This window comes from Siphonobacter sp. (assembly GCF_048595215.1).
Taxonomy (GTDB): domain Bacteria; phylum Bacteroidota; class Bacteroidia; order Cytophagales; family Spirosomataceae; genus Siphonobacter.
Genome location: NZ_JBMDWJ010000101.1, coordinates 1 through 21575 on the forward strand (window position 1 = coordinate 1; position 21575 = coordinate 21575).

General features: G+C 49.5%; 18 protein-coding genes. 10 read left to right on the forward strand and 8 right to left on the reverse strand.

Annotated features, from left to right (window positions below; genetic code table 11):
- Nucleotides 1–3582, forward strand: a 3582-nt coding sequence (locus ACOJTG_RS05620) for a PVC-type heme-binding CxxCH protein (RefSeq protein ID WP_420152916.1), incomplete at its 5' end; no start/stop codon positions are given.
- A 95-nt stretch (nucleotides 3583–3677) separates the two neighbouring features.
- Here the strand turns inward: ACOJTG_RS05620 and ACOJTG_RS05625 are convergent.
- From ACOJTG_RS05625 to ACOJTG_RS05635, 3 genes are all read right to left on the reverse strand, one after another.
- A complete protein-coding gene (locus tag ACOJTG_RS05625; protein ID WP_420152917.1) occupies nucleotides 3678–4280 on the reverse strand; it encodes a thymidine kinase in 603 nt (200 codons plus the stop codon).
- 103 nt (nucleotides 4281–4383) lie between these two features.
- The gene (gene gmd, locus ACOJTG_RS05630) at nucleotides 4384–5496 is read right to left on the reverse strand and encodes a GDP-mannose 4,6-dehydratase (RefSeq protein ID WP_420152918.1); all 1113 of its coding nucleotides are present in this window, start codon (nucleotides 5494–5496) and stop codon (nucleotides 4384–4386) included.
- A 121-nt stretch (nucleotides 5497–5617) separates the two neighbouring features.
- A complete protein-coding gene (locus tag ACOJTG_RS05635) occupies nucleotides 5618–6211 on the reverse strand; it encodes an SPOR domain-containing protein (RefSeq protein WP_420152919.1) in 594 nt (197 codons plus the stop codon).
- 149 nt (nucleotides 6212–6360) lie between these two features.
- Between ACOJTG_RS05635 and ACOJTG_RS05640 the strand changes: the two genes are divergently transcribed.
- Complete coding sequence (locus ACOJTG_RS05640) at nucleotides 6361–6864, forward strand: FAD-binding protein (RefSeq protein WP_420152920.1); 504 nt, start codon at nucleotides 6361–6363, stop codon at nucleotides 6862–6864.
- 18 nt (nucleotides 6865–6882) lie between these two features.
- Nucleotides 6883–7365: a hypothetical protein gene (locus tag ACOJTG_RS05645; protein ID WP_420152921.1), complete on the forward strand. Its 483-nt coding sequence runs from the start codon at nucleotides 6883–6885 to the stop codon at nucleotides 7363–7365.
- A 100-nt stretch (nucleotides 7366–7465) separates the two neighbouring features.
- On the opposite strand, the gene ACOJTG_RS05650 is transcribed toward ACOJTG_RS05645, so the two are convergent.
- The 3 genes from ACOJTG_RS05650 to ACOJTG_RS05660 form a co-directional block, all read right to left on the reverse strand.
- Complete coding sequence (locus tag ACOJTG_RS05650; RefSeq protein ID WP_420152922.1) at nucleotides 7466–8254, reverse strand: PhzF family phenazine biosynthesis protein; 789 nt, start codon at nucleotides 8252–8254, stop codon at nucleotides 7466–7468.
- A gap of 84 nt (nucleotides 8255–8338) precedes the next feature.
- A complete protein-coding gene (locus tag ACOJTG_RS05655) occupies nucleotides 8339–10345 on the reverse strand; it encodes a ComEA family DNA-binding protein (RefSeq protein WP_420152923.1) in 2007 nt (668 codons plus the stop codon).
- 134 nt (nucleotides 10346–10479) lie between these two features.
- Nucleotides 10480–12480 (reverse strand): OmpA family protein, encoded by a 2001-nt coding sequence (locus tag ACOJTG_RS05660; RefSeq protein ID WP_420152924.1) that lies wholly within the window; start codon nucleotides 12478–12480, stop codon nucleotides 10480–10482.
- A 439-nt stretch (nucleotides 12481–12919) separates the two neighbouring features.
- Here ACOJTG_RS05660 and ACOJTG_RS05665 point away from each other — a divergent pair, with 439 nt between their 5' ends.
- Nucleotides 12920–14356, forward strand: a complete 1437-nt coding sequence (locus tag ACOJTG_RS05665) for a pseudouridine synthase (protein WP_420152925.1) — start codon at nucleotides 12920–12922, stop codon at nucleotides 14354–14356.
- A gap of 52 nt (nucleotides 14357–14408) precedes the next feature.
- On the opposite strand, the gene ACOJTG_RS05670 is transcribed toward ACOJTG_RS05665, so the two are convergent.
- The gene (locus tag ACOJTG_RS05670; protein ID WP_104715815.1) at nucleotides 14409–14723 is read right to left on the reverse strand and encodes a DUF721 domain-containing protein; all 315 of its coding nucleotides are present in this window, start codon (nucleotides 14721–14723) and stop codon (nucleotides 14409–14411) included.
- A 266-nt stretch (nucleotides 14724–14989) separates the two neighbouring features.
- Here ACOJTG_RS05670 and ACOJTG_RS05675 point away from each other — a divergent pair, with 266 nt between their 5' ends.
- The 6 genes from ACOJTG_RS05675 to ACOJTG_RS05700 all read left to right on the forward strand — a co-directional run bounded on the left by ACOJTG_RS05675 (nucleotide 14990) and on the right by ACOJTG_RS05700 (nucleotide 20493).
- On the forward strand, nucleotides 14990–16204 hold the full coding sequence (locus tag ACOJTG_RS05675; protein WP_420152926.1) for a glycosyltransferase family 4 protein: 1215 nt from the start codon (nucleotides 14990–14992) through the stop codon (nucleotides 16202–16204).
- A 102-nt stretch (nucleotides 16205–16306) separates the two neighbouring features.
- Nucleotides 16307–16846, forward strand: coding sequence for an AAA family ATPase (locus tag ACOJTG_RS05680; RefSeq protein WP_420152927.1), 540 nt, complete (start codon nucleotides 16307–16309; stop codon nucleotides 16844–16846).
- A gap of 118 nt (nucleotides 16847–16964) precedes the next feature.
- Nucleotides 16965–17597 (forward strand): DUF4136 domain-containing protein, encoded by a 633-nt coding sequence (locus ACOJTG_RS05685; RefSeq protein WP_420152928.1) that lies wholly within the window; start codon nucleotides 16965–16967, stop codon nucleotides 17595–17597.
- A gap of 65 nt (nucleotides 17598–17662) precedes the next feature.
- Nucleotides 17663–18352 carry an OmpA family protein gene (locus ACOJTG_RS05690; protein WP_420152929.1) on the forward strand — a complete coding sequence of 230 codons (690 nt, stop codon included), beginning with the start codon at nucleotides 17663–17665 and terminating at the stop codon, nucleotides 18350–18352.
- Between the two features lie 197 nt (nucleotides 18353–18549).
- Complete coding sequence (locus tag ACOJTG_RS05695; RefSeq protein WP_420152930.1) at nucleotides 18550–19401, forward strand: UDP-2,3-diacylglucosamine diphosphatase; 852 nt, start codon at nucleotides 18550–18552, stop codon at nucleotides 19399–19401.
- Nucleotides 19402–19404: 3 nt separating this feature from the next.
- On the forward strand, nucleotides 19405–20493 hold the full coding sequence (locus tag ACOJTG_RS05700) for a glycosyltransferase family protein (protein WP_420152931.1): 1089 nt from the start codon (nucleotides 19405–19407) through the stop codon (nucleotides 20491–20493).
- Here the strand turns inward: ACOJTG_RS05700 and ACOJTG_RS05705 are convergent.
- Nucleotides 20490–21383, reverse strand: a complete 894-nt coding sequence (locus ACOJTG_RS05705; RefSeq protein ID WP_420152932.1) for a polyphosphate kinase 2 family protein — start codon at nucleotides 21381–21383, stop codon at nucleotides 20490–20492. The genes ACOJTG_RS05700 and ACOJTG_RS05705 overlap by 4 nt on opposite strands.
- Between the last annotated feature and the right edge of the window lie 192 nt (nucleotides 21384–21575).

Below are 21575 nucleotides of genomic sequence, written 5' to 3' on the forward strand. Positions count from 1 at the left end.
ATGGAAGGATTGGGTAACAAGGGAATCAACCTGAGTTATACCGATCGGCTGGAAGATCTGAATCCAGAAAACCTCAGCAAATACGATGGCCTACTGGTGTTTGCCAACTGGGACAGCCTGCCACCGGCCCCTGAAAAAGCCCTGGTCGATTTTGTCAAAGGGGGCAAAGGGCTGATCGCCGTACACTGTGCTTCCTGGTGTTTCCGTAACTCCAGTGCCTTCGTCAATGACATGGTAGGGGGACAATTTTGGAAACACGGCTGGGATACCATTCAGCCCGTGTGGGCCAAGCCCGATCATCCGGCCATTTTTGGTACCAAGCAATTCAAAACGGTCGACGAAACCTATCTGCACAAAAAACTGGCGGCGGATAACGTGGTACTTACCGAGCGAATCATCGACGCCAAGCAGGCAAAAGACAAACCCGGTCAGAAAACCGAACCCTATACCTGGGTTCGTAATTTCGGCAAGGGCCGCGTATTCTATACGGCTTACGGGCACGACGAGCTTACCTGGAAGCAAACGGGCTTTCATGACCTAATGGAAAAAGGGATCAAATGGTCCGTGGGTGATAAGGTCGCGGGTGAGTTGCAGAAGTTGAACCCTAAACCTTTCGTGTATCAGGAAGCGAACCTACCCAACTACGAAAAACGGCCTGGCCCCCAACTCAAGCCCGATCCGCTTTCGCCCGAAGAGTCGATGAAGCATTTGCAGGTAAATCCGGACTTTACGCTGGGATTATTTGCCGCTGAACCTAATGTACAGCATCCCATCGCCCTTAGCTGGGATGAGAAGGGTCGCATGTTTGCCATTGTTACGCTCGATTACCCCAACGAACGCAAAGACACGGGCGGCCGGGATTATATCCTGATGCTGGAAGATACGAACGGTGACGGGAAAGCCGACAAGTTCACCAAGTTCGCCGACAACCTGAGTATTCCGACGAGCCTGGTGGCTTACGATGGCGGTTTCATTGTCTCGCAGGCACCGGACATGCTGTTTTTAAAGGATACGGACGGCGATGGGAAAGCCGATGTTCGTAAAGTGCTGATGACGGGATTTGGTACCATGGATACGCACGCTGGTCCGAGTAACCTGCACTACGGTTTCGATAACTGGATTTACGGTTCGATTGGTTATTCCGGCTTTAATGGTACCGTCGGCGGCAAGAAGCACCAGTTTGGTCAGGGCTTTTTCCGATTCAAACCTGACGGCTCGGAGCTGGAATATCTGACGTCTACCTCCAACAATACCTGGGGATTGGCCTTCGATGAGACGGGTAATCTTTTTGGCTCCACGGCCAATAATGATCACGGTTGGTACATGGCCATTCCGAACCGATACATGCTGGGCTGGGATAAACTTCGCCTCCGCGGCGGTCGCAGTACGGATACGCACAAAGACATGAAAGTCCTGACCCGGATTCGTCAGGTGGATGTTTTCGGCGGCTACACGGCGGCAGCGGGTCATAATTTCTATACGGCCCGGAGTTTCCCCCAATCGTACTGGAACCGCGTCGCCTTTGTCAGTGAACCTACGGGTCACATCATCCACCTGAATACGATGGAAAAAGATGGGACGGACTATCACGACAAAAATGATTTCAACCTCGTGGCCGGAGCAGATGAGTGGTTTTCACCCGTATTCGCTGAAGTAGGTCCGGACGGGGCCGTATGGTTTGCCGATTGGTACAGCTTCATCATCCAGCATAACCCCGTACCCAAAGGTTTCAAAAACGGCGAAGGGAATGCCTACGAAACGGACCTGCGTGACAATACGCACGGACGGATTTATCGCATTGCTTACAAAAAAGCTCCGGCGTATCAGCCACTTGCCCTTTCCAAGGATCAGCCTGAAACTTTGGTAAAAGCCCTCACCAGCGACAATATGTTCTGGCGACAGGCGGCTCAGCGATTACTGGTCGAACGCGGAAAGTCAGACGTCCTGCCGCAGTTATATGCTTTAGTAAAAAATCAGTCACTCGATGCGATCGGTTCAAACCCCGGAGCTATTCACGCTCTGTGGACGCTGCACGGATTAGGAGCGTTGAATGGGTCGAATGCGGAGGCTTTCCAAATCGTTACGGCGGCTTTGAAACACCCGGCGGCTTCCGTTCGTAAAACGGCGGTTCAGGTATTGCCCAAAAATGCATCCACGGTAGCCAGTTTGCTACAGGCCAATACGCTCAATGATTCGGAGCCACTGGTAGGCTTGAATACGTTACTGGCTTTCACGGAAGCTCCTATGACGGCTGAAGTCGAAAAAGCCGTCGTAGCAGCCTTGGGAAATCCGAACTTTGTATCCGATCGCTGGATGCCCGATGCATTCACGACCGTATTCAACGCTCGTGATTCTGAATTGCTGAAAACGTTTTTAGCGAAAGCTCCCCGACAGGGCCAGGCTTCAGCATCCGCCAGTACCTCCGCCGCGATGGATCATTCTGCTCATCAGCATGGTATGACGGAAGAAAAAGCCGCTGCGAGCACGGGCCCAAAAGCTGATATTGTCGTAACGCAGGTAAAGCCTTCGACGCCCATGCCGACGGTGCGGGAAGGCATTTCATTCTCGGTTGAAGTAGAAAACCGGGGTTCCGCAGCGGTTCCCTCGGGTACACCGATTACGTTGAAAATCCACGCCGAAGGTCCAAATCTGAGCCGGGACTGGCTGAGCTATACGTTCGTCAAAGGTCTGAAAGCGGGTGAGAAAGCGTTCATTACCGAGTCTAATAACGGTCCCTGGGTGGGTCCGATGGGTCTAAGCTCAGATGTACCAGGGAACTTTACCATTTCGGTAACGGCTGATCCGGACAATAAGATTCCGGAAAACCGGGAAGACAACAACAGCTTCCGGTACGTAGTCAAATACCAGCCGCTCAAAAATCTGACGGGTTTTGTGCTTGAAAATGCCACCCGTGCCTACACGGCTACGGCTACCGAAGCGGAACTGCTGTCCTTTGCTGGTTTGCTGAAAGGCCTCAATGATACGGATGCGAAAGCAGTATTAGCGGGTATGCGACGCGGCTGGGATCCCAAACGTAAGCTGACTCCCTCGGCGGCAACGGAACAGGTGCTGGCTAGTCTGGACAAAGATCTTTCCAAAGACAATCAGAAACTGCTCAACAATTGGGCTGAACTGACCGGCTTACGCAAATCTGCGGAGAACGAAGTCGATCCTAATGTACAGACGGTGAAGATCAAGACGGTTACGGAAAAGCTTCAGTTTAGCCTGAAAGAGTTTACGGTAAAAGCAGGCCAGCCCGTAGAGATCATTCTCGACAATCCCGATCAGATGCAACACAACCTGGTGATTGGTAAACCGAAATCACTGGAAGTGATTGGAAAGGCAGCTGACGCCATGATTACGCGACCCGATGCCGTCTACAAAAGCTACGTACCGGAGATTCCGCAAGTGATTATCGCCACTAAACTGGTCAATCCAGACGATAGTGCTCACCTGAAGTTTGTCGCTCCGGCTGAACCGGGTGACTATCCCTTCGTGTGTACCTTCCCCGGTCACTGGCGAATCATGAACGGTGTCATGCGGGTAGTGAAGGAGACCGCGAGCAGCAATTCAAAAAAATAACAAAACCCTAATACGTTAAAAAGTCGCTTTTCTCGCTGTAGAAAAGCGGCTTTTTCTTTTATTCTGCAGAAAGTCCAGAAACGAATGTATGCTGGTTAATGCCCTTCTCCGGCATTTCTCCCTTCGAGAAAATGCCGACGGCAACGGGCTTCGTAACTATCTTTTTCACCGAGTAGAATCTGTCCGGGCGTAGCTACTTTACGGTAGGAATAATTCGCTAGTTCCCCGCATACCACGCAGATGGCGTGTACTTTCGTTACGTATTCGGCAATAGCCATCAGCGAAGGCATAGGTCCAAACGGACGACCTTCCGAGTCCATATCCAGACCCGCAATGACGACGCGTTTACCCGCATTGGCCAGTTCATTACAGACCGCTACAATCTCGTCATCAAAAAACTGAGCTTCGTCAATGCCGATTAGCTCACAATCTTCGGCCAACGCCAGAATTTCCCGGGCCGAAGCAACGGGCGTTGACTGAATCGAAGTGGCATCGTGGGAAACGACATTTTCGGCGTGATACCGCGTATCCAGGGCGGGTTTAAAAATGCGTACGTTCAAGCGAGCAATAAGGGCCCGGTTCACGCGGCGGATCAATTCTTCCGTTTTCCCCGAAAACATAGAGCCACAAATCACCTCAATCCAGCCCATATGGCAGCCGTCGGGCGTACGAAGTCCGTTGGTACGTTCAATAAACATCTGCGAATGATTTTGAGCCGGTCCTACCTCCGGCATCCTGAATCTGCAAAAATAACAAAGCAGCGACGAAACCGCCGCTGCTTTGTCTGAGGAGTCTGGTAAATTATTCGAAGTAGTTCATCGTCCGATAGCCCCCTTTGTTGAGGTGCAGATCTTTTTTGAACAGGTCCAAATCAGCCGTCATCATATCTTTTACCAGTGCAGGGAGGTCATATTTCGGCTCCCAGCCCAATTGCGTTTTCGCTTTCGTCGGATCACCGTGCAGCAGGTCTACTTCCGTCGGACGGAAATAACGTGGATCAATTGCTACGACTTCTTTGCCAATTTCAAGCTGGTATTCCGGATGGTTGCAAGCAGTTACGTAGCCTTTTTCTTCGAGTCCTTCGCCCTTGAATTCCAGTTCAATACCAACTTCGCCGAAAGACATACGAATGAAGTCCCGAACTTTCGTCGTTACGCCCGTAGCAATTACGTAATCTTCCGCTTTTTCCTGTTGCAGAATCAACCACATGGCCTCTACGTAATCTTTGGCATGGCCCCAGTCACGCAGAGAATCCAGGTTACCCATGTAAATCTTGTCGAGTACACCCAGAGCAATACGCGAAACGCCACGGGTAATTTTCCGCGTCACGAACGTTTCACCGCGGAGGGGAGATTCGTGGTTGAAGAGAATACCGTTCACGGCAAACATATCGTAAGCTTCGCGGTAGTTGACCGTAATCCAGTAGCCATACATCTTGGCTACCGCATAAGGTGAACGGGGGTAGAAAGGCGTGGTCTCCGACTGAGGCACGGCCTGTACTAATCCGTATAACTCCGAAGTAGAAGCCTGATAAATCTTGGTCTTTTTTTCCAGGCCCAAGATCCGTACCGCTTCCAGGATACGAAGTGTACCCAGGCCATCTACTTGAGCGGTGTATTCGGGCTCATCGAAACTAACCCGTACGTGTGACTGAGCACCGAGGTTATAAATTTCATCGGGTTGGGTTTCCTGAATCAGCCGGATCACGTTGGTAGAATCGGTCAGATCTCCATAGTGCAAATGGAACCGAACGTCCTGCTCATGGGGATCCTGGTACAAGTGATCAATCCGCTCAGTATTGATGAGCGAACTGCGGCGTTTCACGCCGTGCACTTCGTAACCTTTTTTTAATAAGAATTCTGCCAGATAGGCACCATCTTGGCCGGTGATTCCGGTGATAAGGGCTTTTTTCATGCGGTTGTATATCTAATCCACAATACGAGGGACTGCTAGGTTAGTAAACTAGTGGTAAGTATTGTTGTTTACAAAAAACTAATAAAATTGTAGAGGTACAAAACAATATGAACAAAATCCTTTACGGCTCATTCATTTCGTTCGTATCCGTAACCCGATTGTCGATGATTTTCAGGGCATCCCGAAGGCTCACCCGGTCCGAAATCAGGGTGGAACCGGGGTATTCGTTCTTGATTTTATTGAAGTAACGTTCTGCGTCGAGGCGGGTAGCAAAGTCACCTACGCGTAGGCGATACGTTGGGTGATTATAAGCAATATACGTATTTAATTCACCGTAGTTTTGGTAGATAAATAGTTTCGCTGCTTCCATATCCGCACGCTTGGTGCCCGTGTAGAGTTGAATGCGGTAACCAGCCAGATACCGGACCCCTTTATTTCGCTGAGCCAGGGTATCCAGCATTAAATCCACCTTTTTATTGATCGATTGCGTACTCGTACTACCGGGAACAGTAACGGGTGGCGTCGGCTTCTTTTTTTCCTCGAGTGGAGCTTTTTTAACTTCACTTAGCTCGTAGCGGGGACGGTAGGCGGCCAGATCCAAGTCGTAAGGCTTGGATGCATTAGACGAACGGGTCGGAACAACTTTAGAAGAACAGGCCGTTAAGAGGCTCATTCCTACCAAAAAAATAAACAGTGTGGAGGGTTTCATAACCATATCAAAGCGTGGGTTTAGGAAGAAAAGCTAAACCAGTGACTCGTTGCGATTTACGTTTGGGGAAACAAATTTTCAGGGAATTTCCCGGAAATCAAACGTATTTCTGATAGAACTTTACCGAAGTTTGAAAAGGAATCCGGTTTATGCACATGCAGCAAGATATTTCTCTAAAGCCCTATACCACGTTCGGTATTGAGGCGAAAACCCGCTGGTTTACCGAAGTAAGCTCAGTAAAGGCCTTGCAAGCGGTTTTGCAAGCCCATCGGGATACGCCCAAGCTCATTCTGGGCGGGGGTAGTAATTTGCTCTTAACGCAGGATTTCCCCGGTCTGGTGATCCGAGTGGCTATTGCGGGCATCGATATCGTCGCGGAGGATGCGGAATATACCTTCGTCAAGGCCGGAGCCGGTGTCGTCTGGCAGGAACTGGTCGAAGCCTCGCTTGAGATGGGCTTATCCGGGCTCGAAAACTTATCCCTAATACCGGGTTCGGTTGGAGCGTCGCCCATGCAGAATATTGGAGCGTACGGGGTGGAAATCAAGGACGTCTTTCACGCACTCGAAGCCCTGCACATCGAAACGGGAGAAATCCACAGCTTTAACGCGGCTGATTGCCGATTTGTTTACCGCGAAAGCGTATTCAAGCACGCCTAAAAAGTACAGTATGTAATCGTGAGTGTCACCTATAAACTTTCCAAAAAGCCTCACTACCAGATCAGCTACGGCGATATTCAAAAAACGCTGGAGGCAATGGGTGTCACGGAATTGTCCAGTAGGGCCATTAGCCAGGCGGTCATTCAAATTCGCCGCTCTAAGTTACCCGATCCGGCTGAACTGGGCAATGCGGGAAGCTTCTTCAAAAACCCCGAAATCCCCGTCACTCAGTACGAAACGCTAAAAGCTGAGTATCCCAACCTGCCGGGTTATCTCACTACGCCGGGACAAATCAAAGTACCCGCGGGTTGGCTCATTGAACAGGCCGGTTGGAAAGGCTATCGCGAAGGAGATGCGGGCGTACATACGCGGCAGGCGTTGGTACTGGTCAATTACGGCCAGGCTACGGGCGAAGCGATTAAAAGTCTTTCGGAAAAAATACAGGCTTCCGTGCTGGAAAAGTACGGGATCGCTCTTTCAGCGGAGGTTAATTTTATCTGAGAAAGCGAAGGTGACTATGTCCCAAAGCATACTTTAGGTCTATAAGAGCTAATTCTATGAAATGGTTAAAAATAGCCCGGTCTAAGAACCGGGCTATTTTTTAAATCATAATCTCACCTTTCAGATACGCGACCGCTTCTCCGGAAATTTCGACTCGGTCGCCCAGCAGTTGAAGCCACAGCTCACCACCCCGAGCCGAAATCTGACGGGCGAATAATTCCGTTTTCCCTAGTTTCTCTGCCCAATACGGTGCGAGTACAGTATGGGCTGAACCCGTCACCGGATCTTCATCCACGCCTGAACCGGGGGCAAAAAAGCGACTAATAAAATCCGCGTCCGTTCCTACCGAACTCACGATGACGCCCCGAGCTCCGATAGTGCGTAAGTGACGATGATCGGGATTGAGTCCGGCAATCTGCTCTTCTTCTTCCAAAATCACCAGGTAATCATTCGTCCGGCCCCGTAATACTTCCGAGGCTCGACTAAGCCCCAGGCTTTCTAGTAAACCTTCGGGAATCTCCGTCGCTTGGGGTGGGTTGGCCGGAAAATTCAATGTCAGCCGGGATCCCTGCCGACGAACCGTCAGTAAACCCGAATTGGAATGAAAGCGAATCTCGTCCGGCGTGTAACCCAGAAATTCGTACAGTACGAAAGCCGAAGCCACCGTCGCGTGACCACACAAGTCAATTTCTACCGTCGGCGTAAACCATTTTAATTCGTAATCATTGCCTTTTTGAACGAAAAAAGCCGTTTCTGCCAGATTGTTCTCGGCAGCAATCTTGAGCATCGTTTCTTTGGGCAGCCATTCCTGTAGGGGAACCACCGCCGCGGGGTTTCCTTTGAAAAGGGTGTTCGTGAAGGCATCTACCTGATAAATGGGAAGTATCATGGCTTATGATTGGTTAGAACGCGAAGTAAGAACTTGCTCGGAACTGGTCGTATCGTTGGATCAAGAAAACTTCTGCTGGTAAAGTTACCAGCGGTAACGCAGTTGCACTTTTACGTCCGTGCGATACGGATGCGGAACTTCATCAAGCCCCGAGCCGACCGTGGGTTGATTGAGTAACTGCGTACGCGAGAGTCGAAGCCAGCCGTCCCAGTGTTTGGAAAATCCGTAGTGAACTAATAGATAACTACGCCAGCCGACATCGGCGTAGGCTGGAATTGAAAACGCGGCCAGTATATCGGATTCGTACACATAGATGCGACTGTCGTAATCGTTGGTATGAAAATAGGCCAGACGGCCAGTCACGGAAAGCTTGCCCGAATGAAACTTCGCATCCTGTACCAAAGCGAAACCCTGGGAAGGAGCGTAACCCCGATACGAAAAACGGGCGTAGAGCATACGAGAATTCAGGGACCACTTTCGGTTCAAATCCTGATCAAAACCCATCCAGAGGCCACTACGGGCAATGGTGGTAACTGAAGGAGTTTTAGACAGGCGGGTGGGAAGGTTTTTTTCCTTCTGTTCGTAAAACGCCTGAACGGTCCATTGAGCCGTTTTACGGGGTCGATACGTACCCCGAATCAGGGTACCGAAGCCTTGGGAAGGCTGGTCTACCAGATACTTTAACCAGGGAAAACGGAAATAATCCAGATAGGCTCCCACCTGCCAGCGGCGGTTAGGCGTATACTTTCCACCGAGATACAAACCCGTTTCGTTGATGGCCCGGGAGTTTTCGCTGAACGCATTTCCGTAAAAGGAATGGAAGTTCCGGTCGTACCGTCGGAAGATCAGACTGCCGTCCCAGCGTTTACTGAAACTGGCCAGTACGCCCGAAACCAGTCCAACACCACCCGAGCTGGAGCGACCTGCTTCCCCGAAGAAATTCATGTTTCGCCAGAGATACGTATAGTTGAAACCCCAAACCGTATTCGTCTGACCCGCAAATTCGTATTGATTATACGCCCGATCCGCTTTTTGAAGCCGTTTGTCGTATCGAGTCTGGAGATACGTGAGGCCCAGACTGGCTTGTCTGCCCTGCCAGCGAAGATGTCCACCCCAATCCTGACTAAGCAGACTGGCTTTGTCAGTGATTTCGGCCGCAGTCCGGTGCAGACCCGAAGTTTGTAAACTACTGACCGTAATCGAATCAACCTGATTGGCATCCCGCCTAATGCGGGAATAAAAGCCAGTTAATTCCCACTGCCGGGCGAGCTGCACGGTGGTTGCGACGCCACGAAAGAACCCGTACTCGGTAGCTGAAGTATACGGACGAATACCCAGCTGACTACGCCGAATGCTGAGTACGGGTTCAGAACCTTTACCCAGATAAAAACCGCCAGCCGTTAGTAAACCCTGGCCTAACTGTAGTTGGTAATCACCAATGGAAATGCGTTTGATCTTTCCGTAGTTCTGTACGAAGCCATGAAAGGAGACATAATCTACGCCATAGCTACGGGTGACGGGTTGCCAGTTCCAAGGTTCCCCCGCGTCGTGTTTGGCGGTAAAGCCGAAACTGAACTGACGATTGGCGTAACCCTTGTACCGGGTAAATAAACGGTACGGCTGTCCCAGGTAACGGATGTTTCCCTTCGCATCCGGGATAAAGCCCCGCCGAAGCTCAAGTGAGCGATCGTAGCGAAGCAGTAGGTACTGAGCCGCAGAGCCATCCACTTGCTGGTTTTGTATTCGTACAAAGGGAAGTAATCGCTGAATGGTCCGAAGGTCGAAATCGGGGATAGCCTGTAGTTCGTACAAGGATAGGAGCGGTCCGGCTTGCTGGCGGTACTGAAAGAAGCTGGTTAACTGCTTTTCGGATAAGATATACAGGGCTGAAAGCTCTTCAAACGTTGCCGCATTAAGATCAAGCGGTTGTTGAAAAAGCTGGTACAAGTTGTCCAGTACGTCTTCGGTTATGTTTTCGGATTGGTTGGGTAATAAATTTTCAATCAGCGTATTGGGGTCTAACTCAGGCCGTACGGGTTCCTGTGCGTAACTGCTTAGGGGGAAGAGACAGAAAAAAATAAACCATTTCATCGGCTGGGTGGGTAGCTAACGAAATTGAGTATTTTATCTCAAATACGAATCGGGTAGTTAGGGAACGGTATCTCCGTACAAGCAAAAAGCCCGCAACACGTTGCGGGCTTTTTGCTTGTACGAACCAGTAGAGCTTAGTCCAAACCTACGACTTTAAATTCCGTACGACGGTTTAACTGATGTTCTTCGGGCGTTTTTGCATTCGGAATCAACAATTGCGTTTCGCCGTAACCCTTGGCGGTAATCCGGTCAGGAGAAATACCACGGGAAAGAATGTAGTTCACCGCCGATTCAGCCCGTTGTTGGGAAAGCCGCTGGTTATACGCATTGGTACCAAAAACGTCCGTATGCGAGCCTAACTCTAATTTAATATCTGGGTTATCCTGCAGAATACGAACCACTTTATCAAGTTCCGTTGAAGCATCCGCCCGGATGTTGAATTTATCGAAGTCGTAATAAATTGTTTCGATTTTAAACGCTTTGGAAAGCTCCGTACCAATTTCTTTCTTTAGCATGTCTACCGTGGCGTATAGTGTCGTATCTGTAACGGGTTTCGTCAGTCGTTCTTCCGGAATCTGTTTACCTTCCGTGATAAACAACTCCTGTTTCTTCAAGTAATCCGGCTTTTCTACGATGATATTGTAATCCCGGCCAATCCGGATGGGGTAGACGCCGAACTTCCCGTCGGGATTCGTAACGGCTTCTCCAATCGTGGTTTCGTTATCATCGACGACAGTTACTTTTACACCGTCGAGCGGCTGTTGCGTTTTAGCATCAATGACCGTTCCGGCAATGAAGTAACGAACCGATTTACCGGACTGTGTACCGGGAGTTCGGGGCGTAGTAGGCGGCGTTTGGGTGATCAGCACGGGTTCTTTCGAGCTTTCGAAGTAATAAATGTCGTCGTCACCCTTGCCACCTTCCCGATTGGAAGCGAAATATCCCCGGGTAGAATCGGCCCAGATCATCCCAAAATCATCGGCTTTGGAATTGAAAGGCTGGCCGAGGTTCCGTACCTGAATGACCCCTTCGTTACGCGTCGCTTCAAACAGATCCAGACCACCAAACCCCGCGTGTCCATCCGAGGCGAAGTACAGTTTGGCATCGGGCGATACGTAAGGGAACAGCTCGTTACCGGGCGTATTCAGGTCCCGACCCATGTTAGCCGGACGCCCAAAGCGGCCCGCTTTGTCAATATTTACTCGCCATAAATCCAGTCCACCCGAGCCACCGGCCCGGTTCGAACTAAAGTACAGTGTTGAACCATCGGCGGAGAAAGCGGGTGTGCCATCCCAGGAAGCGGAGTCACTGAAGGCCAGACGCTCGGGTTCTCCCCAGCCCGTACCGGTATTCCGGCTGACGTAGAGATCTACGTCGGCGGAAGTGTTTCCCGCTCCTTTGCTACGGCCGGTATTACCCCGGGCAAAAACCATCATCTTGCCATCGGCAGAGAAAACGGGCGTGCCTTCGTTCATGTTTTCACCGAAAATATTCTGGCTGAAGAGTTCGGGCGTAGCTGTTTCAGTAGGGGAGGTGAGCTTGGCCTTGTACAACCCCAGCATGGGCTGACCATTGGCTTTATAAATCCGGTCTTTACGAGAAGCCGTAAAGACGAGTTCATCTTTCATCAAAACGGGCGAAAACTCAGCCGAAGCGGAGTTTACATTCGAAATGTTGGTCAGCTTATAATTGCTAACGATCTGGCTGAGGGAATCAATCAGCGTCAGGTTGTCGAGTTCCCGGCGGGCCAGTGTTAGTAGCGAACGGTTGTTAACCGAAAGCCGAGTAAAGTTCCGCAGTTGCTCACCAGCGGCCGTGTAATTGCCCTGCGACTTGAGGGCATAGCCGTAATACAAACGGAGCGTAGGTTCTTTGCTGCCCGCTTCGAGGGCTTTCTGATAAAAATCGGCCGATTGAGGGAGGCGGTTGGAGCGGCGGTAACTTTCGGCAATGAGCAGGTTCACCCGGGCAGGATCTTTGCTGACGGCTTTTTGAAACTGTTTAATCGCTAATTCGTATTCACCGTTTTCATAGTATTTTTCCCCTTTCTTCAGCGACTGCAGGGCCGAATTACAGGCCGTCAAACAGAGGCTTAGCAGTAAGATGGAAAGACGAGAAGTAGTAATCAACTTCATAGTAGATGCGGTAGTTTGCGGGTTCAAGTTAGGCAAAATCCGGTGAACGTGGTTTGGAACGTATCCCTCAACCGGCGTCAGCGTAGGCAACGGCTGAAAAATCCAGGGTTCTCTGGTTCGGAAAAGCTTTCCAAACCGGAGGAAACTTTTCTGCGGTTTAACGAATTATTCTTCTATTCGGTACATTCGTACAGAGCATTAACCTAATAATCGGGAAATTTATTTTACCTTTGCCGCCCCTATTTACTGATTTTTAGTAATTCATTTGAAATCAGCAGGTTACAGCAGGGATGTTGCAACAAAAAAGTTTAGGACTAGCGGTCCGGTATTTGAGTGATTTTTTAGTGTTAAAACGCAGGAATACGGTAAAAGTTTTGCCGGTTTTAACTGAATCACCCGCCATTCCAGCCCCCTAAACTTCTTTCCAAAGACCACGAACATGGCTAAGCAAGAGGAGTCTTCACGTAGACCCCGTAAAAACAGTACAGAAGGTAAAACCTTCTCAGGAAATCGCCCCGAACGTCAGCATGACGATTCCCGGCCCCGTCGCGAAAACGAGCGATCATTTGACAAGCCCCGTGGCGAACGTAGCTTCGACAAGCCCGAACGCCGGAATGATGAATTCCGCCCCCGTCGCGAAAATGATCGTTCCTTCGACAAACCCCGTGGGGAACGTAACTTCAATAAATCCGAACGTCCGACCGAACGTCGGAATGACGATTCCCGTCCTCGCCGCGAAAATGACCGTTCCTTCGGTAAGCCGCGTGGAGAACGTAACTTCAATAAATCCGAACGACCTACGGAACGTCGCAACGACGACTCCCGGCCCCGTCGTGAAAACGACCGTTCGTTTGATAAACCCCGCGGCGAGCGAAAAGAAGGAGAATCGCGATTCGAAAAAGGATCGGATCGTCCGGGCAAACGTAGTTTTGACAAACCCACGTTCCCCAAAGGAGAAAGACCCGAACGCTCGGGCTCCGATAAAAAAGAGTTGCCGTCGCGGTACGGCAAACGGGCCGATCATGATCCGACCCGTCGATCGGGTCGCCGAGGTCATTCCAACGAGAATGAAACGGTAAAAGCTACGCCGAACTACAACATCGACAAGTACAAGGAAAACGCTCCCGATAAAATCAAGAAAAAGATTGAGCGGAATGAAAAGAGCAGCGATACCACTCGACTCAACCGCTACATTGCCCTGTCGGGCGTGTGCTCACGGCGGGATGCGGATGTACTGATTGAAGCCGGAGAAATCTCGGTGAATGGGAAAGTGGTAAAAGAACTAGGGTATCAGGTAAAACCTAATGAAGTGGTACGCTACGGCCGCCGTATTCTTAATCCTGAGAAAATGGTGTACGTACTGCTGAATAAACCTAAAGATTATATCACGACGGTAGAAGACGATATGGATCGCCGTACGGTGATGGAACTGGTGAAAACGGCTGCCGAACAACGGATTTATCCCGTGGGACGTCTCGACCGCAATACGACGGGTCTGTTGTTATTAACGAATGATGGTGAAATGGCTGAAAAGCTGACGCACCCTTCGCACCAGATCGAAAAAATCTACCAGGTTGAAATCGATAAACCCATTACGACGGAGGATTTTGAAGCCATTCGGAAAGGGGTTGAACTCGAAGATGGCCTCATTAAGCCGGATGAAGTAAGTATCATTACGCCCGACGCTCAGGTGATTGGCATTCGCATCCACTCGGGCCGCAACCGGATTGTACGCCGGATTTTTGAGAAATTCGGTTACGATGTAACGAAGCTCGACCGGACCTCTTTTGCCGGATTAAACAAGAAAGAATTACCCCGCGGACAGTGGCGGTATCTGACTGAAAAAGAAGTCATTCGACTTAAGTATCTGGTATAAGTAAAAAGGCCGTTTGAATGGAAATTCAAACGGCCTTTTTACTAGGTCAAGTTTAAATAAAAATAACCTCTCGAATAATCTCTTCGCCCATTTCGCGGTTAAGAAGCTCAATAAGCTTGGTTTTAGCTAGTACCAGTTCTTGTCGTAAAGGGGCCGAAAGAATCTGCACGTACAGTGTACCTTCGGCTACGTATAGTCGACCCGTACGGCTGGCAATGGATTTCCCCACGAGCTTTTCCCAAAAAGCCACCAGATACGTCTCGCTGTACTTATTTTTGAGCTGATACGCCCGCAGCATTTCATCAATAGCTGCTTTCAAAGTAGTAGTGCCGGGCTTGCGAGCCTTCTGCTCTCGAATAAGGGGCATGATTGGTGTTGTTTGAAACAAAGGTAGAGAAGGCAAGGGGAGAAATCAACGATACCGCAAGTTTTAGCGGTTTAATACGCAGTATTTTGGGATTTTTTAGAGATCGATTTTAATTTTGTTGAGTCTTTGCTCCACCGCTCTTTGGGTAAGAAGGAAAAGCGAAATGTTCCTTCCCGTTACGCCCGTTTAGAAATATCTTTTATAGTCGTGCAGACAACTTCTTTATAATTGTTAATTTAGCGGTAGTACGCACTAATTTTTACCCAATGGTATCCCAAAAAATTATATACATCTATCAGTTTTTCAAAACTCCGGCGGAAGGGGGCATTATTCGCTCCTACTACCTGTCGAAGGCACTGGCCGATGCGGGATTCGAAGTAGAGGTCATTACAACCCACAATGAGAAGACGTATCAGCGAAAACAGATCGAAGGCCTAACGGTACATTACCTGCCCCTGCATTATGAGCAGCGGTACGGAACCCTTCGTCGTTTGTACGTATACGCGGCATTTGTACTCAAAGCCATTTGGTGTGCCTTACGCATTAAAAACGTACAAACTTGTTACGTGGCTTCGGTCCCTTTGAGCGTGGGTTTCATTGGATTGGCCATGAAATGGTTTCGGGGTATTCCATACTATTTCGAAATAGGCGATCTATGGCCGCTAACGCCCATTCAAATGGGCTATTTTAAAAATAAATTACTGCAAAAAGTGCTGTACGGACTGGAACACCTGTTCTACGAGCAAGCCGAAAAAATTATTGGCCTTTCACCGGCCATCCAGCAGAACATTCAACAGCGAATCGACACGCCTTCCAAAGTATATTCTATTCCCAACATCGCCGACTGTGAGTTTTACCAGCCCCACGAAAAAAAGGGGTCGCTGGAAGATCGCTGGCAGGTAAGGGGGAAAATGGTCGTCACTTATTTTGGCTCCGTTGGGAAAGCAATGGATCTGGACGCACTCATTGACATTGCCCGCTACGGAAGCAATCGGACAGAGGTAGTTTTCTTGATTGCGGGTACGGGTTCGGAGCTGGCCCGTTTGAAACAGAGAGCGGTAGGGTTAACCAATATACAGTTTTTGGGGCATCTCAATAAAGGGCAATTGCTGGAAGTACTCAATGTAACCGATGTTGCGTATCTGTCCTACCTTGACATACCGGCCCTGTGGACCAATTCACCCAATAAACTATTCGATGCACTGGCTGCGGGTAAACTCATTGTGATGAACATACGGGGGTGGCACTGCGATTTGATGGAGCAGGAGGGCTGTGGATTTTATGCAGATCCACTGAAACCCGCTGACTTTTTCGACAAACTGGAGCCTTATCTTCATCAACCCGAACGACTCCGTCGGGCTGGCCAGCAGGCTCGGCATCTGGCTGAAACGCAATTTTCCCGGCAAAAACTCGGAGCGAAGCTGATTGCTCTTTTCCCGCCCCAGTCTATAGTCGAGCCGGTACGCATGGCGGTGGAGTAGGGCTTGAAAGGAAACGAAAAAAGCCAGGGTAGGAGGAAATTTTTCTTCTACTTTGGCTTTTTCTCTTTTATTTAGCCTTTCATCCAAAGTACTGATGAATTCATGCGTAAAAAGATTGTATTGATGGGACCGCCTTCAACGGGGAAAACCACGTTGGCCCGTCAACTCGCCGAGTACTTTCAGACGAACTGGATTGAGGAATATGGCCGGTTGTACTGCGAACGCTTTGGCAACGATTGTGATGCCATGGATCATTGCCACATTGCTGCCGGACAGCTGTATTACGAAGAGCTGGGCATGCTTGCTTCCACGCATCCCCTGTTATTTTGTGATACCGATGTGGTGGTCACTCAAACCTTTGCTGAGCTTTATCTAGGGGAATGTCCGGCTATTGTGCAGGCGTGGGCGGCTCAGTACCACTATCCGCTTACGCTTTTATTAAGCCCCGACGTACCCTGGGTTCAGGATGACCTTCGTTTATTTGCGGATCGGCGGCAGTGGCACTTCAATCGGCTTCGGGAATTACTGGAACGCTATCAGCGTCCCTATGTGCTCATTTCAGGAAACTACGAGCAACGGTTTCAACAGGCTATTGCGGCGGTTGAAACCCTGCTGCGTGAGCCATCGGCTAACATCGGTTAAATTTTAATAACCCGCATCTAAACTTAAAGCAGAAAAAGGGGGTCTAAGCTATAATCCGAGAAATTTAAGGCCCAATTTTTTCGTTATATCATTGTGTATTTGAACGGTATCTAAAGACATGAAACGCATCTCAAAATCACTTTTGCTCTTAGTGCTTAGTGCGGGGATCTGGACGGCTTGTGAACGCGATCCAGTGAAAGACCTCGACCCGAACGACTCGAAGGTATTCATTACCAACCACAGCAACGTCGATTACAAAGCCTATAAAACGTTTTCGATTCCTGATTCAGTTCTGATCGTTGAAAACGACCGGAGTGGCCGGGGAGCAGCCGTACAGGATTTGGTTTACATTGATCGGATTGCGAAAAATTTGATCGCTAATGGCTATACGCGAGTGGCCCGTACGGCGAAGCCAGATCTGGAAGTAACACCGGCCCGGATTTCGTATACGCAATCGGGCTACGTTCCTACGTATAACCCCTGGTACGATCCCTATTGGGGCTATGGCGGCTACGGTGGTTTCGGAGGTATTGGTTATGGCTACGGCTATCCCATGTTCTATAACTACTATTCGTATAACGAAAACTACTGGTACGTACGGATTGCTGATCTAAAGAACATCAGTGCGGATAATAAAGCCAATGTCATCTGGGATGCTCAGATTCGGGGTGAGGGAATCTACCAAGAATCGCAGATTACGAGTCTGGTGGATGCCATTTTCGCTCAATCCTCGTATTTAAAAGCCAATTAACAGAATCTGCCGGTAGGTTTCAGGCCGATTTTTTCTAACATTCTCACATTAATCCGTTTGTACGTATGAGACGCTTGCTTTTGCTGGCATTGGTTGGACTAGCCTCTGGGGCGTACGCTCAACAAAACCCAGACTACTATAATAAAAAACAGGATTACGAATACCGTAGCGTACCAACCCGGACGATGGGATCGCCCTTCGAACGCTACACCCACTATCAGATTACCGCCCGTTACGGTGTTGCTTCGCCCCTGGGTAGTCTGAAAGATTACACGAATGCGACTTCCAAGTACCACTATCAGGTAGCCGGGGAATTCATCTTTCCGAAGAATTTCTCGCTGGGCTTACAGTTTAATTACTCCTACTTTAAGGAGCGTTCCCCCCGTCAGCTTTACAGCGAAGCAGACCAGGATATTTCGGCCATTCAGACGCGTTCGTTGGGTGCTACTTCCTTACACGTCTTCGGAAAATATCACTTCACGGGTTCGAATGCTCCCGTGCGACCCTATGTCTTAGCAGGACTCGGAGGTACGGCCATGCGGAATCTTACGTATTTTGGCTACCTGGAAGAAGGGAAGAATTCAGTGGCGTTAAGTGGACAGGTTGGCCTAGGGGCTCGGTTCCTGTTTGCTAAGAACGGAAACTTTGGAGCCGATGTACAGGCTGCTTATTTCTACTCGCCCTTCAAGAGCGATTACCTTTCGAATGTTACCAACGTTTCGGCATCGGCCGGCCTGTTCTATCGCTGGTGGTAAATCGTTAGAATTACTGACAGACAAAAAAACCGTTGAAAAACTTTCAACGGTTTTTTTGTGGTCTACTTCCAAGAAAATTCTCTTTCCCAACTACAAATTTAATAATGTGAAGGTATTGTTAACCAGCGGATTGTATTCTTCTTGAAAGCGTAAAACGCCGATGAAAAAGGGGTCATTTTTGTGAAATATCTTGCGATATGGAAGTACGCACCCATTTTCGCACGATTGTCCTTTCGGATATCCATTTAGGCTCAAAAGGGTCGAAAGCCCGCGAAGTAACCGCCTTTCTCAAACAGTACACCTGTGACAAGTTGCTGCTCAATGGTGACATCATCGATGGCTGGCAGCTTAAAAAGTACGGGAATACCTGGAAGAAAAAGCATACGAGCTTTTTTCGTCAGGTACTCAAAATGATTGAACAGTACGACACAAAGGTCATTTATCTGCGGGGCAACCACGATGATTTCCTGGACCACGTCTTACCGCTACGCGTGGGCAAATACTTTTCCATCCGCCGCGACTATATCCTTAAAACCCACCTCAACCAGCATTACTACGTCACGCACGGTGACATTTTCGACCGCATCACGACGCATCTGAAATGGCTGGCTTACGTGGGCGACGTTGGGTACAACCTGCTGCTGGGCATCAATAAATTCTACAATCACTGGCGAGCCTGGCGAGGGTTGCCGTATTATTCGCTTTCGCAGGAAATCAAACACAAGGTGAAAGCGGCGGTCAACTACATTTCGGACTTTGAGGAAAAACTGGCGGATCTGGCTCAATCCAAGGGTTGTACCGGAATCATCTGCGGGCATATTCACCAGCCCTCCATTCGTATGATCGGAAATGTGCAGTACCTGAACTCGGGCGATTGGGTAGAATCACTGACCGCTTTGGTGGAAGATCACGAAGGCGTCTGGAATCTGTTGTACTACACGCCCACCACCGTGGATAATAAAGAAGAGGAAACTTCGACCGAAGAAGAAGACGATCAGCAAGAAGACCTATTGAAAAGCCTTATATCTTTGAGTGCGATGAAAGCGTAAGGTATGCGAATTCTTTTTTTTATTCAGGGCGAAGGCCGGGGCCATCAGACGCAGGCGATTGCTCTGTACGAAATCCTGCGAAATCAGGGACATGAGTTAGTAGGAGCCATCGTAGGTGTCGCTCCGGAACGGGAAATCTCGCCGCTGCTACGGCAGTACCTGCCTACGGAATTGAAAGCGGTGGAAAGTCCAGCCCTGCTCTACAGCGATAAAACGAAAGCCCTGGCCGTTGGGCCTACGCTGTTGACCAACGCCCGCAAAGGCAGCCGCTTCTGGCGACAGGCCGCAGAAATCAATGCCTTTATCCAGGAAAAAAAGCCCACGGTCATCGTCAATTTTTACGAAATGATGTGCGGGGTCTGGCAGTGGCAATACCGCTCGCCGATTCCGGTGGTCTGCATTGCTCACCAATATTTATTACAGCACCGCCATTTCGAGCTTCCCGCCGAAGGCGTACTCAACCGGCGGATCGTCAATACCATCACCTGGTTGTCGGCCCTAGGAAGCTGCCGGAAATTAGCCCTGTCTTTCTACGAAATGGCGGATGATGTGGCCGCCAATATTTACGTCATTCCGCCCTTACTCCGGCAGAACGTATTGGAGATGGAAACGACCGAAGAACCTTTCCTACTAGCCTACACCACCAATTACCGCTTAGCCTCGGATCTGGAAGACTGGTGCCGTACGCATCCCGACACCCAGGTGCAGGCCTTCTGGGATCGCCCAGGAGCCGCAGCCATCGAGCAGCCGTTGCCTAATCTAACGCTTCACCAGGTGAATGCGACGGCTTTTCTGGATGCCATGCGTCGCTGCCGGGGACTGGTGAGTACGTCCGGCTTCGAGTCGATCTGTGAGGCCATGTACCTGGGTAAGCCCGTCATGTTATTCCCAACGCCGGGGCATTTTGAACAGGCCGTGAATGCCCTGGATGCCGTACGAGCCGGCGTCGGTATACGAGCTACGTCGTTTCTGGATCTGGATCGCTTTCTAACGTATTTACCAACCCACCAGTCCATCCAGACCCGTTTTCAGGACTGGCATCGACGTGGTTCCGAGCTAATCGTACGGCATCTGGAAGAACTCAGTCGTTAAGCTTTGGTCTGTTCGTTGATACGATCAATCAGCTTCTTGAGCTCTTTCTGACGTTCTTCACTGCTTTCGGGATAATGCATGGAGAGGCTGGTGAGCTTTTCCAGAATCAGCTGGCTCACAATTAGCCGCATGTTCTTTTTATCATCCGCCGGGATGATGTACCAGGGCGATTTTTTCGTCGACGTTTGGTTGATGGTTTCTTCGTAGGCCTGCATGTAATCGTCCCAGTAGTCCCGCTCATTGACGTCACTTTCTTCAAATTTCCAATTTTTCGAAGCATCTTCAATACGACTGATGAGGCGACTAGCCTGTTCTTCCTTCGAAACATTCAGAAAGAATTTCATGACCTCAATGCCGTTGTGCCGCAGGTATTTTTCGAACGCCTTGATGTCTTTATACCGGTGTTTGAAAAGCTTATCCATGTCTTCGGTAAGCTCATGGGGTAGCAGTTGCGTATTCGTAATGATCTCGGGATGCACTTTCGTGACGAGGACTTCTTCGTAATAACTACGGTTGAAGATACCAATGGTACCCCGTTGCGGCAGTCGCAGGCTCGTACGCCACATGAAATCGTGTTCGAGTTCGAGGGTAGAAGGCTTTTTGAAATTATGAATATTGACGCCAAAAGGGTTGACGCCGGTAATCACGTGGCCGATGGTACCGTCTTTACCAGCGGCGTCCATGGCCTGAAAAATTAATAAGAGTCCGTAACGATTATGAGCGTACATCAGGCTTTGCAAATCGTCGATTTCCTGACGATACTGCGTCAGCAGCTCTTCGTATTCATCCTTGTTCTGATACAGATCTTTAATTTTCGTTGCGGCTTCCTTGATTTTGAAAGAACCCTTGCCTGTGAACCGAAAATCATCGGAGTTGAGTGATACATTCATAAAGAGTGTGGAACAGAAGTCTAAAAAATAGGGTGTTGCCCCTGCGGGGTGGTACAGTAGTGGGCAGTATTAACAAAAGATGTGCCCGTGGGGCCAATACCTAGCGACAGAGAATAATCAAAAGATAAGAATAGCGTGGAATATTCCTGGAGGTTAGCAAACTATCCTTACACACTTGATGTTATTAGGCTA

Coding starts and splice junctions, on each gene's coding strand:
- ACOJTG_RS05675 (WP_420152926.1), top strand. CDS start 14,990: ATGGTATCCCAAAAAATTATATACATCTATCAGTTTTTCAAAACTCCG.
- ACOJTG_RS05680 (WP_420152927.1), top strand. CDS start 16,307: ATGCGTAAAAAGATTGTATTGATGGGACCGCCTTCAACGGGGAAAACC.
- ACOJTG_RS05635 (WP_420152919.1), bottom strand. CDS start 6,211: ATGGTTATGAAACCCTCCACACTGTTTATTTTTTTGGTAGGAATGAGC.
- ACOJTG_RS05685 (WP_420152928.1), top strand. CDS start 16,965: ATGAAACGCATCTCAAAATCACTTTTGCTCTTAGTGCTTAGTGCGGGG.
- ACOJTG_RS05650 (WP_420152922.1), bottom strand. CDS start 8,254: ATGATACTTCCCATTTATCAGGTAGATGCCTTCACGAACACCCTTTTC.
- ACOJTG_RS05670 (WP_104715815.1), bottom strand. CDS start 14,723: ATGCCCCTTATTCGAGAGCAGAAGGCTCGCAAGCCCGGCACTACTACT.
- ACOJTG_RS05690 (WP_420152929.1), top strand. CDS start 17,663: ATGAGACGCTTGCTTTTGCTGGCATTGGTTGGACTAGCCTCTGGGGCG.
- gmd (WP_420152918.1), bottom strand. CDS start 5,496: ATGAAAAAAGCCCTTATCACCGGAATCACCGGCCAAGATGGTGCCTAT.
- ACOJTG_RS05665 (WP_420152925.1), top strand. CDS start 12,920: ATGGCTAAGCAAGAGGAGTCTTCACGTAGACCCCGTAAAAACAGTACA.
- ACOJTG_RS05660 (WP_420152924.1), bottom strand. CDS start 12,480: ATGAAGTTGATTACTACTTCTCGTCTTTCCATCTTACTGCTAAGCCTC.
- ACOJTG_RS05705 (WP_420152932.1), bottom strand. CDS start 21,383: ATGAATGTATCACTCAACTCCGATGATTTTCGGTTCACAGGCAAGGGT.
- ACOJTG_RS05700 (WP_420152931.1), top strand. CDS start 19,405: ATGCGAATTCTTTTTTTTATTCAGGGCGAAGGCCGGGGCCATCAGACG.
- ACOJTG_RS05625 (WP_420152917.1), bottom strand. CDS start 4,280: ATGTTTATTGAACGTACCAACGGACTTCGTACGCCCGACGGCTGCCAT.
- ACOJTG_RS05695 (WP_420152930.1), top strand. CDS start 18,550: ATGGAAGTACGCACCCATTTTCGCACGATTGTCCTTTCGGATATCCAT.
- ACOJTG_RS05640 (WP_420152920.1), top strand. CDS start 6,361: ATGCAGCAAGATATTTCTCTAAAGCCCTATACCACGTTCGGTATTGAG.
- ACOJTG_RS05655 (WP_420152923.1), bottom strand. CDS start 10,345: ATGAAATGGTTTATTTTTTTCTGTCTCTTCCCCCTAAGCAGTTACGCA.